7 protein-coding genes, 1 tRNA gene and 2 pseudogenes are annotated in these 15,161 nt (G+C 42.5%); 8 read left to right on the plus strand and 2 right to left on the minus strand.

Going from position 1 to position 15,161, the window contains the following annotated elements:
* Window positions 1-383: 383 nt before the first annotated feature.
* The gene (locus tag FTU09_RS07830) at window positions 384-2,417 is read left to right on the plus strand and encodes an NADPH-dependent 2,4-dienoyl-CoA reductase (RefSeq protein WP_004972684.1); all 2,034 of its coding nucleotides are present in this window, start codon (window positions 384-386) and stop codon (window positions 2,415-2,417) included.
* A 129-nt stretch (window positions 2,418-2,546) separates the two neighbouring features.
* A tRNA-Ser gene (locus FTU09_RS07835) sits at window positions 2,547-2,636 on the plus strand.
* Window positions 2,637-3,363: 727 nt separating this feature from the next.
* On the opposite strand, the pseudogene FTU09_RS07840 reads toward FTU09_RS07835, so the two are convergent.
* Window positions 3,364-4,017 (minus strand): annotated as a pseudogene (locus tag FTU09_RS07840) (IS66-like element ISAba25 family transposase); the annotation flags it as partial.
* Between the two features lie 101 nt (window positions 4,018-4,118).
* Here FTU09_RS07840 and FTU09_RS07850 point away from each other — a divergent pair.
* From FTU09_RS07850 to purL, 4 genes and pseudogenes are all read left to right on the plus strand, one after another.
* Window positions 4,119-6,938: pseudogene (locus FTU09_RS07850) on the plus strand (ImcF-related family protein); the annotation flags it as partial.
* 37 nt (window positions 6,939-6,975) lie between these two features.
* A complete protein-coding gene (tagF, locus tag FTU09_RS07855) occupies window positions 6,976-7,935 on the plus strand; it encodes a type VI secretion system-associated protein TagF (RefSeq protein ID WP_180079961.1) in 960 nt (319 codons plus the stop codon).
* Window positions 7,936-7,937: 2 nt separating this feature from the next.
* On the plus strand, window positions 7,938-8,705 hold the full coding sequence (locus FTU09_RS07860) for an OmpA family protein (RefSeq protein ID WP_179988930.1): 768 nt from the start codon (window positions 7,938-7,940) through the stop codon (window positions 8,703-8,705).
* Between the two features lie 331 nt (window positions 8,706-9,036).
* Window positions 9,037-12,873 carry a phosphoribosylformylglycinamidine synthase gene (gene purL / locus FTU09_RS07865; protein ID WP_180079953.1) on the plus strand — a complete coding sequence of 1,279 codons (3,837 nt, stop codon included), beginning with the start codon at window positions 9,037-9,039 and terminating at the stop codon, window positions 12,871-12,873.
* A 26-nt stretch (window positions 12,874-12,899) separates the two neighbouring features.
* Here the strand turns inward: purL and FTU09_RS13850 are convergent, their stop codons facing one another.
* Window positions 12,900-13,031: a hypothetical protein gene (locus FTU09_RS13850; protein WP_256732322.1), complete on the minus strand. Its 132-nt coding sequence runs from the start codon at window positions 13,029-13,031 to the stop codon at window positions 12,900-12,902.
* Between the two features lie 51 nt (window positions 13,032-13,082).
* Between FTU09_RS13850 and FTU09_RS07870 the strand changes: the two genes are divergently transcribed.
* Both FTU09_RS07870 and epmA read left to right on the plus strand, forming a co-directional pair.
* A complete protein-coding gene (locus tag FTU09_RS07870) occupies window positions 13,083-14,150 on the plus strand; it encodes a 4-phosphoerythronate dehydrogenase (RefSeq protein ID WP_004972744.1) in 1,068 nt (355 codons plus the stop codon).
* Window positions 14,147-15,127 carry an EF-P lysine aminoacylase EpmA gene (epmA, locus tag FTU09_RS07875; RefSeq protein WP_167846121.1) on the plus strand — a complete coding sequence of 327 codons (981 nt, stop codon included), beginning with the start codon at window positions 14,147-14,149 and terminating at the stop codon, window positions 15,125-15,127. Before FTU09_RS07870 ends, epmA begins: the two co-directional genes overlap by 4 nt.
* The last annotated feature ends 34 nt before the right edge of the window (window positions 15,128-15,161 follow it).

The raw sequence follows: 15,161 nt of genomic DNA on the forward strand, positions 1-15,161 counted from the left end.
GGGCGGTTTTATATCAAGTTTATATCAAGAATAGTTAGGGTCTATTGCCAAGTTTCATAACGCAATCTGAGAAAGTTTTAGCCACATGAGCAAGAACAAAGCACTGCTTTGTTTGCTGCGCAAGGGGACAAGCATATTTTTTGCTGCTATTGCGTTATGAGTCAGTCATTTAGAATGATTAAATTTCCTGCCTCATGCCTTATATCAGCTAAAAAACCTTGCGAGATATATCTCTCACGTCGCAAACATAGAAGAAGTGTCAACAGACCCTATAAATTGACGTTTGCGCCACACAGTCGAACTTTAGAGTCATAAACAGTTTATAAAAATCGGTTAAAGTATTCATGCAACAAGTTGCAAAGCTCATTATATAAGGACTCATCATGACAACTCGCTATGCAAATATTCTAAAACCATTACATTTAGGATTTACCACCATTAAAAACCGTGTCGTGATGGGTTCAATGCACACGGGTTTGGAAGATCGTTTTTATAATTATCCAAAACTGGCTGCTTATTTTGGCGAACGTGCCAAAGGTGGCGTGGGTTTAATTATTACAGGTGGTATTTCACCTAACCGTCAAGGCTGGTTATTGCCTGCGGGCGGTACTATGAATACATTGGGCGATGTTGCACCACATCGATTAGTGACACATGCCGTACATAAGCATGGTGCGAAAATTTTAATGCAAATTCTGCATTCAGGACGCTATGGTTATCAACCATTTGTGGTGTCTGCAAGTCCGATTAAATCTCCAATTTCACCATTTAAACCACGTAAAATGAGTGAAAGACAAATTTTAAATACCATTGAAGATTATGCGAAAACAGCTAGTTTAGCCAAAATGGCAGGCTACGATGGTGTCGAAATTATGGGTTCGGAAGGCTATTTACTGAATCAGTTTTTAAGCCGTCATGTGAATCAGCGTGAAGACCAATGGGGCGGTACGATTGAAAACCGTATGCGTTTTGCTTTAGAAGTAGTCAAAGCCATTCGCGCCGAAGTGGGTGAAAAATTTATTATCTGCTTCCGCTTGTCGATGCTGGATTTAGTCCACGATGGCAATACCATGCACGAAGTGATTACCGTTGCCAAAGCCTTAGAGCATGCGGGTGTGAACTTGCTCAATACAGGGATTGGCTGGCATGAAGCGCGCATTCCAACCATCGTGACTTCTGTGCCACGCGCAGCTTTTGTTGATTACACCGCAGAAGTGAAAAAACACGTTGAGATTCCTGTAATTGCATCCAACCGTATTAATATGCCTGATACTGCAGAAGAAATATTGGCAGCGGGTAAAGCTGATATGATTCAAATGGCACGACCATTGTTGGCAGATGCGTTTTGGGTCAATAAAACTGCGACCAATCGTGTCAATGAAATTAACACCTGTATTGCCTGTAACCAAGCGTGTTTAGATCATACCTTTAAAAATCAGCGTGCGACTTGTTTGGTCAATCCGCGTGCAGCCTATGAAACTGAATTGGTCTATGAAAAAACCAAGCAACCGAAGCGTATTGCAGTTGTCGGTGGTGGTGTTGCGGGAATGTCTGCTGCTACAGTTGCTGCTAGTCGTGGGCACCATGTGACTTTATTTGAAGCCAGCAACGAAGTGGGCGGTCAATTCAACTTGGCAAAAGTCGTGCCGGGCAAAGAAGAATTTCACGAAACCATTCGCTACTTTAAAGTGCAAATTGAAAAAACTGGGGTCGATTTGCGTTTAAATACCAAAGTCAACCGCGAGCAACTCGAACGTGAAGGTTTTGATGAAGTGGTCATTGCAACAGGTGTAGTACCACGTGCTTTAAAAATTGAAGGCAGCGATGCACCGCAAGTATTGTCTTATGCAGAAGTATTACGTGGTGCACCTGTTGGACAAAAAGTCGCTGTGATTGGTGCAGGCGGTATCGGTTTTGATGTGTCGGAGTTTTTACTGAAACCTGAACATCAGCCACAACCGCAGCCTTTGGCAGATTGGCAGCGTGAGTGGGGAGTCGATCCGAATCCTAACTATGTGACTGAAGGTGGTATGCTTGCTCCAGAAGTTCATCCCCCAGTCCGTGAAATTTATTTATTGCAACGTAAGACGACAGCTTTAGGTGCAGGTTTGGGTAAAACTTCAGGATGGGTACATCGTGCACAGTTGAAAAAACATGCGGTGCGTATGCTACGTGGTGTGCAATATAAAGCCATCAGCAATGAAGGCTTGTGGATTGAAATGGCAGGTCAAGACCAATTGTTACGTGTAGATAGCATTGTAGTCTGTGCAGGGCAGGAGTCGGTTAAAGATTTAATGCCTGCGGCAGATGAAAATACTTTGGCTAACTATCATATTATTGGTGGTGCAAAGCTTGCTGCAGAGTTAGATGCAAAACGTGCGATTCGTGAAGGGGCTGAATTGGCTGCTAAACTTTAAAAAGTGAGGTGGCTATGCTGTTGTTTTGATGAACTTTAGCGCTGATTTGGTGAAACAATATTCACTTGAGTGCTTGAGTGGTATTTTTTACTTGTCATCAAATCAAAAGCTTCGTATCATGGCCCACATGGAAGCGTGGCAGAGCGGTTTAATGCACCGGTCTTGAAAACCGACGAGGGCGCGAGTCCTCCGTGAGTTCGAATCTCACCGCTTCCGCCAAATATCAATGACTTAGCCCTGACATATTCAGGGCTTTGTTGTTTCTAGGGTTATGCAACGTAAGCCTGTAGTAAGCAAAAAATATTTAATTTTGAAATACTAATTATCAAATTGCTTGAATTGTTTCTAATATATAAGATGTGCTTATCTTCAGAACAACAATTTAGAAGTTAAGTTATGGACATTTTTGAGTTTGTTAGTAGTTACAAGAATCACCCAGTTTTATTTGTGGGTACTGGTCTAAGTCTTCGATATTTAAATAACTCTTTTAATTGGGAAGGGCTTTTGAAGTATGTAGCTATTGATCTCTATGGCACCGATGAAAAATTTTATGATATGAAGAACAAGGTGCATAAGACCCATGATGGCATACGCGCCAACTTAAGGCTTAAATTGTTGAAATATATTATAATTATCGCTTGAAAAATAAAAAAGGTGGTTGTATTTATTAATGCGCTAACACAAAACACAACTACCGTGGCGTATCATGATTCATTTTCAACAGTTATTACAAGTACTTCCTTCAAATATTGAACAAATGGCGATCAATTGTAATGCTTTTCAACGGGCTAGAAAAATTAAATGTAAGCGTCCGCTGAACCCCATGCCTATTTTTTAATTTGAGTTGGATTTCCAGCGATGTGGCAGTAATTCTTCTATTTGGGTCGCTTTATGCGTCGGCAGCCTTTTCAGTACAGTAAGCATCCGCTGAACCCCATAGCTTTTTTTAATTCGATTCAGGTTTCCAGCGGTGCGGCAGCAATTCTTCAATTTGGGTCACTTTATGTGTCGGCAGCCTTTTCAGCACATCACTTAAATAGGCATACGGATCCAAGCCATTCAGCTTTGCTGACTGGATTAAAGTCATGATATTCGCCGCTCGCTGACCACTGCGCAGCGAACCTGCAAACAGCCAGTTCTTGCGCCCCAACGCCCAGGGACGCATCTGATTCTCTACCCAATTGTTGCATATCGGTAGATTGCCATCATCCAGATAACGGCTTAAGGCTGGCCAACGCTTCAGAGTGTAATTGATGGCCTTGGCGGTGGGAGAACTCGATGGCACCGTCAGATGATGTTGGTTGAGCCATTCATATAGTTGTTGCATCACCGGTTGGCTATGCTGTTGTCGGTATTCGCGGCGGTCTTCCGCTGTACCATCCGTCTTTTTCCTGAGTTCTGCTTCTATGGCATACAGTTTCTGAATCAGCACTAATGCCTGTTCAGCGACCTGACTTTTCCCGGTCACATGCAGTTCATGGAATTTACGACGTGCATGGGCCATGCAGCCCACCTCAATGACCTGGCCTGATTTGAAGCGTGCTTTATAACCACTGTAATCATCACAGACTAGATAGCCCTGCCAGCCTTTCAAGAACTCTGTCAACGGCAATTTAAAACTGACCCCTTTGATCTCGTATTAAGTTTCAACCTGTGGCTGAATCCCTATTCTTTTTTTATCCTTCAAACGATAACTCTCACCCGATGGAATTTAAAACCTTAAAGCCAGCATTAAAAAGTTTTATTGGTACTTTATTTGAAGATAATCCGTATCAATTCCAACCTGTTTTTCGAGGTTTTTATTTTACCAGTGCTTTACAGGAATGCAGCATCGAAAGCCCGATGACAGAAAGTATTGCACAAGAATTTCAACTGCAGCAGCTTGCAAGCCCTTTTCAGGACGAAGAAAAAAGTTCGATTGCCCCAAATCATGGTTATTTTTTACAAGGTTTGTTTTCCAATGTGATTTTGCGTGATCAACATTTGGTGAAACAACATATTAATCCTGCGAAAAAACGTCAGCGATATATGGCGTTTACTGCTGCATTACTTGGTGTTGGATTGTTGCTCAGTGTTTGGGTGTGGTCATATCGTCATAACCAACAACTCATTGCCGATGTTCAGGCAGACTTAGATCAAGTTATACGACTGGAAAAAACTTTTGGACAGGTTTTATCCACACAACTCGAAAGCTTATTAATTTTACAAGCACGTCTGCAACAGTTGGATGGGTTTTCCGAACAACGTCCACTTAAGTTCAGTTTTGGCTTATATCAGGGCAAGAAGTTACGCGAACAGCTCAAAGTTGAATATCTAAAAGGCGTTCAGCAGATTGTATTGTTGCCAACCCAGCAAAATATCGCGCAATACTTACAGCGTGTCCAACAAGATGCGGCAACACTCAAAGCGCATCATATACATGCAAAAACGCAGCAAGTTGCGAAAACTCAACCATATTTAGAGCCTTCCGTGCAAAATCCGCAAGATGCTTATAATGCGTTAAAGGCTTATTTAATGCTGACGAATCCTGAATATCGGGAGAGCAGTCATTTAAGTGATCAGATTTCACGTTTTTGGCGCACTTGGTTGGATGCCCATCGTGGAGAAATGCCACGTACGGACATGATTCAGCAGGCAGAAAAAATCCTGTCTTATGCCATGACACTCGCTCATCAGGACGATTTTCCTGTACTGGAAAGCGATGCACAAATGGTCGATCAAACTCGTCAAGTGCTGTTGTCGGTCATTCAGGGAATGCCTGCACGAGATCGGGTATATAACGAAATAAAAATGCGTGCAGCAGTACGTTTTCCTGCACTTACGGTCAGTCAAATTGTGGGGGAGCAACACAGTCGCATTGTTTTAGGCAGTCATGCTTTGCCTGGTATTTTTACGCAGCAGGCGTGGAATGAATATGTCGAACAAGCCATTGATCAGGTAGCCAATCAGCCAACGGACAGCAAAGATTGGGTGCTCAATAGTCATCAGTCGGATGATCTAACTTTTTCAGGAAGTCCTGAACAAATCCGTAAACAATTGCTGAGCTTGTATCAGCAAGAATATGTGAGTGAATGGAAGAAATTTCTAAATGGCATCCATTATGCAAAAACAGATCAGTTCAATCAGCAAGTGAAACAGCTTGATCTGTTGGGAGAGCCGCAAAACTCGCCAATTCGCAAGTTATTGCAACGTATTGCAGTGGAAACCAATTGGGATAATCCAATTGTGCAAGCTGAACTTGCTGTGCCTGAACAAGGATTTATGGCGTGGTTTAAAGACAAAGTGCTGCGTCAATCTAATGACAAAGCTGCAGCGCAGGCAGCTCTAAAAGCACAAGGTGCGATTTCTCAAGAATACCAAATGTTTTATCAACTGCTGCGTAAACGTGACGATTTACAGGATCAATCTCTGTTTGATGTGTATATGAACAACCTTGCACAGGTGCGCAGCAAGTTAAATGATCTTCAAACGGCAGGGGAAATTGGACCAAGTGCAATGGCATTGTTCAAACAAACCATCCATGATCAAAACTCGGTCTTTAATACAACGCAAAAATATGTCGATGAAAAAATGATGGTGGGTTTAAAAGAGGCTGACCAACAATTATTACAAAAACTGTTGATGACACCGCTAACTCAATCTTTTGCAAGTTTAATTGTACCGACACAAGATGAAATTAATAAATTATGGCGTATTCAAGCCTATCAACCGTTTGCAACACATTTAGGTCAGAAATATCCATTTCATTCAGGGGGGACTTTACAGGCAACCAGTCAGGAAATGGGACAAATTTTTGGTGAAACAGGAAGTATTGCTGGCTTTGTCAAAGACACTTTAGATCCGTTGTTGATTCGTCGTGGTTATGTCTTAACTTCAAAAACATGGAAAGATTTAGGCTTAAATTTAAATCCTCAGTTTGTGATGGCATTTCCGCAATATGTTGCGCCAATTCATGGTATGGCAACAGGACGTTTAGATCAGCCTGCAACATCTGCTGTTTCAAATCAATCCAATTTCCAATTTTATCCATTACAGCACCCACAATTTTTATCGTATAGCATCGATATTGATGGTCAGCGAATGCAGTTTGAAAATGGAATTCAACAATGGGTCAACTTTGTGTGGCCCAATCCAGGCGCAATTCCCGGCGTGCGTATTAGTGCAGTCGATTTAAACGGTCAGTCGCATACTATTTTTGAAGCACCGGGCGAATATGGCATTAACCGTTTAATTGATGCTGCACAGCGCAAAGAGCAAAACGGTCACTTTGAAATGACTTGGGTCAGTAAAACGGAACCATCTTTATCTTTAAAAGTGAATTTCCGACTCATTAGCGGACATAGCTCGGGCAATATTGGTTCAAGTCGTGGTTATGTGGGGTTGCAGTTGGTCGATCAAGTCACCACGACCAAAGCACTTCTTGTGGTTGCTGCACAAACGACAGCAATGAGTCCCGCACAAACAGCGGCTACGCAGTCTAAAACTACAATGTCTGCACAAGTGGGAGGCGTTCCGCAATGATCAAGAGAAATAACACTTGGCAAAAGGCGTGGTGGGTATGCAAGCAGTAAAAACCGTACCTTTATATTATGGAAAAATACCTGCCCGTGGTGATTTTATAAAGTCTAAAGGGCAATCGGAACTCATTCAGCAGCTCGATCAGTGGATTAGTAATGCACTGGAACATGCCATGCAGAGCGCAGATTTTAAACAGCGTTATGCAACTTTGCCTGCTTTAGATTTTTTGATTGCCCATCCAGCAGAACCAATGTTTTTAGCTGTTAATTTAAAGGCGAGCCAAGATAGCTCGGGGCGGGCATTTCCAATGCTACTGGGTCAGTTGTTTGAGGTCGGAAATCCCAGTCAAAATTTGTTATTTGCGCCATTTTCTTACAAAGCTATTTGGACTGATTTATTGCAACGCAATCAGGTCTTAAGCAATATCCGTGATCCCAATATGTCATTTGAACTGTTGAATCAATTGCCGAATAGGGTTCAACTTTTGAGTGCAGAAGAATACCAAGACTTTTATGAAAAACACAGCACGCATTCATTGGCACAATTAATGAAAATCAGTGTCAATGACTTGGCTCAGAGTATGATTGGGTTGGGACTTTTACTGCAACCCGTCCTCAAAAATGGCACTCGTCGTTTAAACAAAGTGATGATTTTACCGCTGAATCATCCGCGATATTGCTTTGAAATCGCAGCATTTTGGATGGGCATGATCGGGCGGTTTTTAGGCGCGCATCATACTGAAATTTTGCTGGGGATACTACATTTTGAGGCACCCATTTTGATCATTGATTTTCAGGGGGCTGATGTCATGACGCTGCGCGATCTATTTATTCAAAATATGCAGGGTGAACATTGGGTTTCTTTAATTCAAGCCACTTGGATTGATGCTTATTTAGAACAAAATGCAGGTCTTGCAACATTGGAACAATTACTTTGTCAGCGGCAGTTAAATCTTAACCAAGCATTAAAGCTGTTTAGACAAACTTTTTTAGATGAATAAATATGAAAAATAATCAAAAACGTATTCGCGTAAGTCTACTTATTGGCTTGTGTTTTTTAGTCCAAAGTCATTTGACTTATGCAGCGCCCATTGTTATAGAAGGTGTGGTGCCAAACGAAGCAAGTAAACAAGCCATTTTGGCGAAAATGCAAGCTGTGTATGGTGAATCGCAGGTGTTAGATAAAATTCAAGTCCGTGCAGTTGTTGCACCGAATGGTTGGGATGACTCAGTTTCGCGTATGATTACAGCAGAGTTAAAAAAGATTTCGCAAGGGCAGTTACGTGTGAAAGGGACTCAAGTTGATTTGAAAGGAAAAGTGAATGCTGCTCATCAAATTCAAGCCACGACAGCAAATTTTCAGGCTTTGGTACAGCAGCCTTATCGTTTGAACACACAGCTTTCGGGGAGTCAGTATGAACAAAAAATGCTGGATGCTGCGCTCAAAAACAGGATTGTTGAGTTTGAATCGGGCAGTGCAATTTTGACTGACGTAGGGCAAAAAATTCTGGATGAAATGGCTGTGGCATTGAAGCAAGTTGGCACCAAAAAAGTGAAAATTGTTGGACATACAGACAGTTCGGGCGATGCGCATAAAAATATAGTGTTAAGCCAATCACGTGCAGGCGCGGTAAAAAATTATTTGATCGATAAAGGTATTGCGATAACGCATTTAAGCACCGAAGGTCAAGGTTCTAATCAGCCTGTCGCAGACAATACAACGCCACAAGGACGTAAGAAAAATCGACGTATTGAATTTGAGGTGCTTTGATTAGTTGATATTGAGCAAGGCGGAAGTTGAGCGTCATGTCCTGATCTTTAGAGCATCTGTGTGTAAACAGATGGCATAGAAAATAAAAACAGCATCAATCATTCAGTAATTTCCACAGTGAGAGTGCTTTGTGCAATTTAAAGCACGAATCTTGAATACATTGATCTGAAATAGAGGCTTTAAATCAACATTCGGAAGTTTTACTGCCGAAACGCGCCAAGAAAACCATTTTCCATCTAGCTGATTATGGCATTTCACAGTAGAATATGCGCTCTCTTCAAGTCACATTGTGGCATGGTCCAAAAGATCAGCCCGTGGAGCCAAAATCAGCATGTTTATCGTTGCCGGTGCACCTGCACATTCATCTTTTAAGAAAACTCAACTCTTAAACCGTTTAGCGTCAATGAGTTCTGTTCAATCTTTCGATAGCCAATGGGTTTATTTATTTGACCAAGCGCTCGACGAGCAACAACAGCAATCTGCTTTACAGCTTTTAAACGATGGTGCATCTTTTGAATTACGCCAAGCTGCAAGTGATGAAGTTCAAATTTTAGTGACACCACGTGTGGGCACAATTTCTCCTTGGTCATCAAAAGCAACCGATATTTTTGCCAACTGTAATACGCCTGTACACCGCCTAGAACGCGGTGTTTTGTTTACCTTAAAAGGTATTACAGACGTTTCAAACGAAGTAAAACAAGTATTGCATGACCGCATGACCGAAAGTGTGTTTAACCACATTAACGATGCTGCAGCGTTATTTGTTGAAACTGAACCAAAACCTTTAAATAGCATTGATATTTTGGGTGAAGGCAAAGCGGCATTGGTAAAAGCCAACAGTGAGTTTGGTTTTGCCTTGTCTGATGAAGAAATTGATTATTTAACCGAAGCATTTATCAAGTTAGGCCGTAATCCGCATGACATTGAATTGATGATGTTTGCACAAGCCAACTCTGAGCACTGCCGTCACAAAATCTTTGGTTCTGAATGGACAATTGATGGCGAAGTACAGCCATTGTCATTGTTCCAAATGATCAAAAATACTTATAAAGAATCACCAACAGACGTATTGTCGGCTTACAAAGACAACGCTTCGGTGATTGTTGGTTTTGATACGCAGCGTTTCTATCCGAAAAAAGATGCTGCAACAGGTCACTACGTTTATAAATATAAGAGCCAAGCTGCCCACATTCTTATGAAAGTGGAAACACACAACCACCCAACTGCAATTGCACCATTTGCAGGTGCTGCGACAGGTTCGGGTGGTGAAATCCGTGATGAAGGCGCGACAGGTCGTGGTGGTAAACCAAAAGCAGGTTTAACAGGCTTTACAGTATCGAATTTAAATATTCCTGGTTTTGAACAGCCTTGGGAAGAAAACTATGGCAAGCCTTCACGTATGGCATCGCCATTACAAATTATGATTGAAGGCCCATTGGGCGGTGCAGCGTTTAACAACGAATTTGGTCGTCCTGCGTTAAATGGTTACTTCCGTACTTTCGAGCAAAACGTGAATGGTGAAGTAAAAGGCTTCCATAAACCAATCATGATTGCAGGTGGTTACGGCAACATTCGTCCAGACCATGTCGAAAAAGACCCAATTCAGCCAGGCGATTTATTAATCGTTTTAGGCGGCCCTGCGATGTTGATCGGTTTAGGCGGTGGCGCTGCATCTTCTGTAGATAGCGGAACCATGGGTGAAAACCTTGACTTTGCTTCAGTACAACGTGAAAACCCAGAAATGGAACGTCGTTGCCAAGAAGTAATTGATACGTGCTGGCGTTTGGAAGATGCTAACCCAATCGTATCAGTGCATGACGTGGGTGCAGGTGGTATTTCAAACGCAATGCCTGAGTTGGTGAATGATCACGAACTAGGTGCTGTACTTGATTTGCGTAAGATTCCATCTTTAGAACCAGGCATGTCACCAATGGAAATTTGGTCAAACGAAGCGCAAGAGCGTTATGTATTGGCCATCCGTCCAAGTTCTTTAGAATTATTTGAATCAATCTGTGCGCGTGAGCGTTGTCCGTTTGCAGTATTGGGTGAAGCGACAGAAGCGCGTCATTTAACGGTTGAAGATCCACTGTTCAATAACAAAGCTGTAGATATGCCAATGCAGGTCTTGTTAGGTGGTACGCCACGCATGAGCCGTTCTTATGAAAGCATTGAGCGTCAAGGTGATGATTTTGATGCAGCTCAAGTTACTGATCTGAAAGATGCGATTTACCGTGTCATCAAGAATCCAACTGTTGCTTCTAAATCATTCCTAATCACGATTGGTGACCGTTCAATTACAGGTATGGTTGCACGTGATCAGTTGGTTGGCCCATGGCAGGTGCCTGTTGCAGATGCAGCAGTAACCACTACCAGCTTGCAAGGCTTTACAGGTGAAGCAATGGCGATGGGTGAACGTCCACCTGTAGCTTTATTAAACCCTGCAGCATCTGCGCGTTTGGCAGTGGCAGAATCTATTTCCAATATCATGTCAGCCAAAATTGACCAGATCAGCGACATTAAATTATCTGCAAACTGGATGGCAGCAGCAGGTCAAAAAGGCGAAGACCAAGCTTTGTTTGAAGGTGTAAAAGCCATTGGTATGGAAATGTGTCCTGCGCTAGGAATTGCAATTCCAGTAGGTAAAGACTCATTGTCTATGCGTACCACTTGGAATGACGAAGGTGTTGATAAATCTGTAACTTCACCAATGTCAGGTGTAATTACTGCATTTGCACCAGTGACCGATGTACGTAAAACACTAACCCCTGAATTGAAAAATACCGATTCAGTATTGGTACGTATTGACTTGTCTAAAGGTCAGTTCCGTTTAGGCGGTTCAATTTTAGCGCAAGTTTATAAAGCTATTGGTTCAGTAACACCAGATGTCGATAACTTTGACGAATTCAAAGCATTCTTTGCTTTGGTACAAGACTGGAATAACCGCGGCTTGATTCAAGCTTACCATGACATCGGTGATGGTGGTTTATTGGCAACTGTGACAGAAATGATGTTCGCTTCGCGTTTAGGCGTAGCGCTTGAAGATCAATCTGTTGCGGCATTGTTTGCTGAAGAAATTGGTGCAGTACTACAAATTTCTAAAGCGGATTGGGCTGACTTAGTTACTGAAGTTGCTGCATCTACTCTGAAAGATGCAATTTCGGTAGTCGGTACAGTTAATAACACCGACCAACTTGCTGTAAATGGCTTAGTGCTTGAGCGTGCTGATTTGCAAACGGCTTGGAGTGAAGTATCACACCAAATCCAGCGTTTACGTGACAACTCAGAAACTGCTGATCAAGAATTTGCCTTGATTACAGATAAGAACCACAAAGGCTTAATTGCTCAACCGACATTTGACTTAAATGAGCCAGTTGAAGCGCCATACATCAACACACGTCGTCCTAACATGGTGATTTTACGTGAACAAGGCGTAAACGGTCATGTAGAAATGGCGGCAGCATTTGACAAAGTCGGCTTTAACACCGTTGACGTACACATGAGTGACTTGCTTGCAGGGCGTGTCGATTTAGACGACTTTGAAGGCTTGGTTGCGTGTGGTGGTTTCTCTTACGGTGACGTCTTAGGTGCGGGCGGTGGCTGGGCAAAGTCAGTCTTGTTTAACCCGAAATTACGTGACCAGTTTGAGAAATTCTTTAAACGTCAAGAAACATTCTCACTGGGTATCTGTAACGGTTGTCAAATGTTGTCACAATTAGCACCACTCATTCCAGGTGCAGAAGCGTGGCCACGTTTCCATCGTAATACTTCAGAAGTGTTTGAAGCGCGTAGCGTTAACGTCCGTGTGGAAAAATCAAACTCTGTATTATTGCAAGATATGGAAGGCTCGATTTTACCAATCGCAGTGGCACATGGTGAAGGTCGCGTCGTTGCACCAGAAGCTAATTTGGCAGCCTTGAACGCAGGCAACCAAGTGATTTTACGTTATGTCGATAGCCACGGAAATGCGACTCAACATTATCCAATGAACCCGAATGGTTCGCCAGAAGGTATTTCAGGCGTAACTTCAAAAGATGGTCGTGCAACAATTATGATGCCGCACCCTGAACGTAATTTCCGTGCGCTTCAACATTCTTGGAAACCTGAAGAATGGACTGAAGATGGTGCATGGTTACGTATGTTCCGCAATGCGCGTAAATTTATTGGTTAAGATTTAACTCGCTTAATCTATAGCAGTCAGCCACCTTCGGGTGGCTGATTTTTTTGCTGTGAATATGCAACTTTTATATAGACGTGCATGTTTCCACCTAAATGAATCGTCGGCTTGCTGTTCAACAATTCTGCATTAATCTCAACAATCATAGTCATCCTAGACAACTCAAGCTATCATAAACAAGCAAACACACATGGGATGGCGTTATGAAAATCATTGCAGATGAAAATCTGGCATATACCGATTATTTCTTTGCAGATTTGGCAGAAATAGAGCACAAGGCTGGACGCCGTCTAACGCATCAAGATGTGCAAGATGCTGATGCGCTGCTAGTTCGTTCCGTCACCCAAGTGAATGCAGCATTGATTCAACAGACCGCGCTTCAATTTATTGGCAGCGCGACCATTGGCACAGACCACCTTGATATCCCAGCCATCGAGCAGCAGGGCATTGCATGGTCAAATGCGGCAGGTTGTAATGCGCAGGCGGTGAGTGAGTATGTGATTACCGCATTGCTTCATCTCGAGCCTGAATTACTACATGCCAATCAAAACTTTAAACTTGGCATTATTGGACTGGGCAATGTCGGCTCGCGCTTGGTCAAAATGGCACAATTATTAGGTTGGGATGTCATCGCATACGATCCATTTGTGCAGTTGCCCAATGTGCAGCAATGTGACTTAGATGCACTATTACAACAGGCAGATGCAATTTCCATTCATGTGCCATTAACAGAAACTGGTGAACATCCTACTCATCATTTAATTAATGCAGCGCGTTTGGCATGTATGAAGCCTCAAGCCATTCTGATTAATTCAGCGCGTGGGCCAGTGGTAGAAGAAGCGGCTTTAATGCAGGATATTCAACATACTCAGCGTTTAGTGGTATTAGATGTTTTTGAATATGAACCTGAAATCTCTGCAGAATTATTAGATTTGCTTGCTTTGGCAACCCCGCATATTGCAGGGTATAGCCTAGAAGGCAAGGCACGCGGCACACAAATGATTTATCAGGCTTTTTGTGAAAATTTTGGTTTAGATGCCACAAAACAATTTGAAACTCAATTGCCAAGCTGCGCGCAATATTTCAAAACCCAAGATTTGAAAAATAGTCTGCATGCACATTTAAGTCAAATTTATGATATTGCACAGGATGATGCCAATTTACGTGCCTGTGTCAAAGCGGGCAAAGTTGAGCAGCAGGCTTTTGATCATTTAAGAAAAACCTATCCTCTGCGTCGTGAATGGGCAGCACACGGAGGCCCGCAAGCATGAGTTCAAATCTCCAATATCAACCAACTTGCGACTTAAACAGCATGCGCGCACGTGCACAATTGTATGCACAAATACGCCATTTTTTTGCGGAACGTGAAGTACTTGAAGTTGAAACGCCAATTTTGTCACAGGCAGGAGTGACAGATGTGCATTTGGCTTCAGTGCAAGCACAGCGCCATGTGCAGGGCAAATTGCATACGCACTATTTACAGACCTCACCTGAATTTGCCATGAAGCGTTTATTGGCCAGTGGTAGTGGTGCTATTTATCAAATTTGCAAAGTCTTTCGTGATGATGAGCATGGACGTAAACACAACAGCGAATTTACCATGTTGGAATGGTATCGTCCCGAATTTAGCCTGAAAGAGCTTATGTTTGAGGTGACAGATTTACTTAATCTGACGTTAAAACAACGCTTTGGCGAAGTACGTCCAACAGTGTTGAGTTATAAACACGCATTTATGGATCGTTTGGATTTAAATCCTTTACAGGCAAGTCTGCAACAATTGAAAGACTGCTGTCATCGTGTGGGTTTGCATCTGGATTTGGGTGATGACCGTCTAGGCTACATCGACCTATTGTTTTCACATTTTGTAGAACCAAGTTTGGGCTTTGATGCTCCTGTATTTTTAACCGATTTTCCACCTGAATTAGCATCTTTGGCTAAAACCAGAACAGATGATGATGGGGAATTGGTCGCAGCCCGTTTTGAGCTATATATCGAAGGTTTAGAGCTTGCCAATGCCTATGATGAATTGATTGATGCTACTGTGCTGCGTTCTCGTTTTGAAGCCGATAATGCAGAACGCGCACAACTTGGTTTACATGTGATGCCAATTGATGAATATTTATTGGCTGCGTTGCCGAACATGCCTGAATGTTCAGGTATCGCCTTGGGCATAGATCGCTTATTGATGATTGCAACTGAGCAGATGCGTTTAGAGCAAGTGATTAGCTTTCCTGCGCAGCTTGCCTAAAAGCAAAAGACAGTTTCTTATTTCAAGAAGGATT

It is taken from the genome of Acinetobacter sp. YH12058 (assembly GCF_013419805.1).
GTDB classification, from domain to species: Bacteria; Pseudomonadota; Gammaproteobacteria; order Pseudomonadales; family Moraxellaceae; genus Acinetobacter; species Acinetobacter towneri.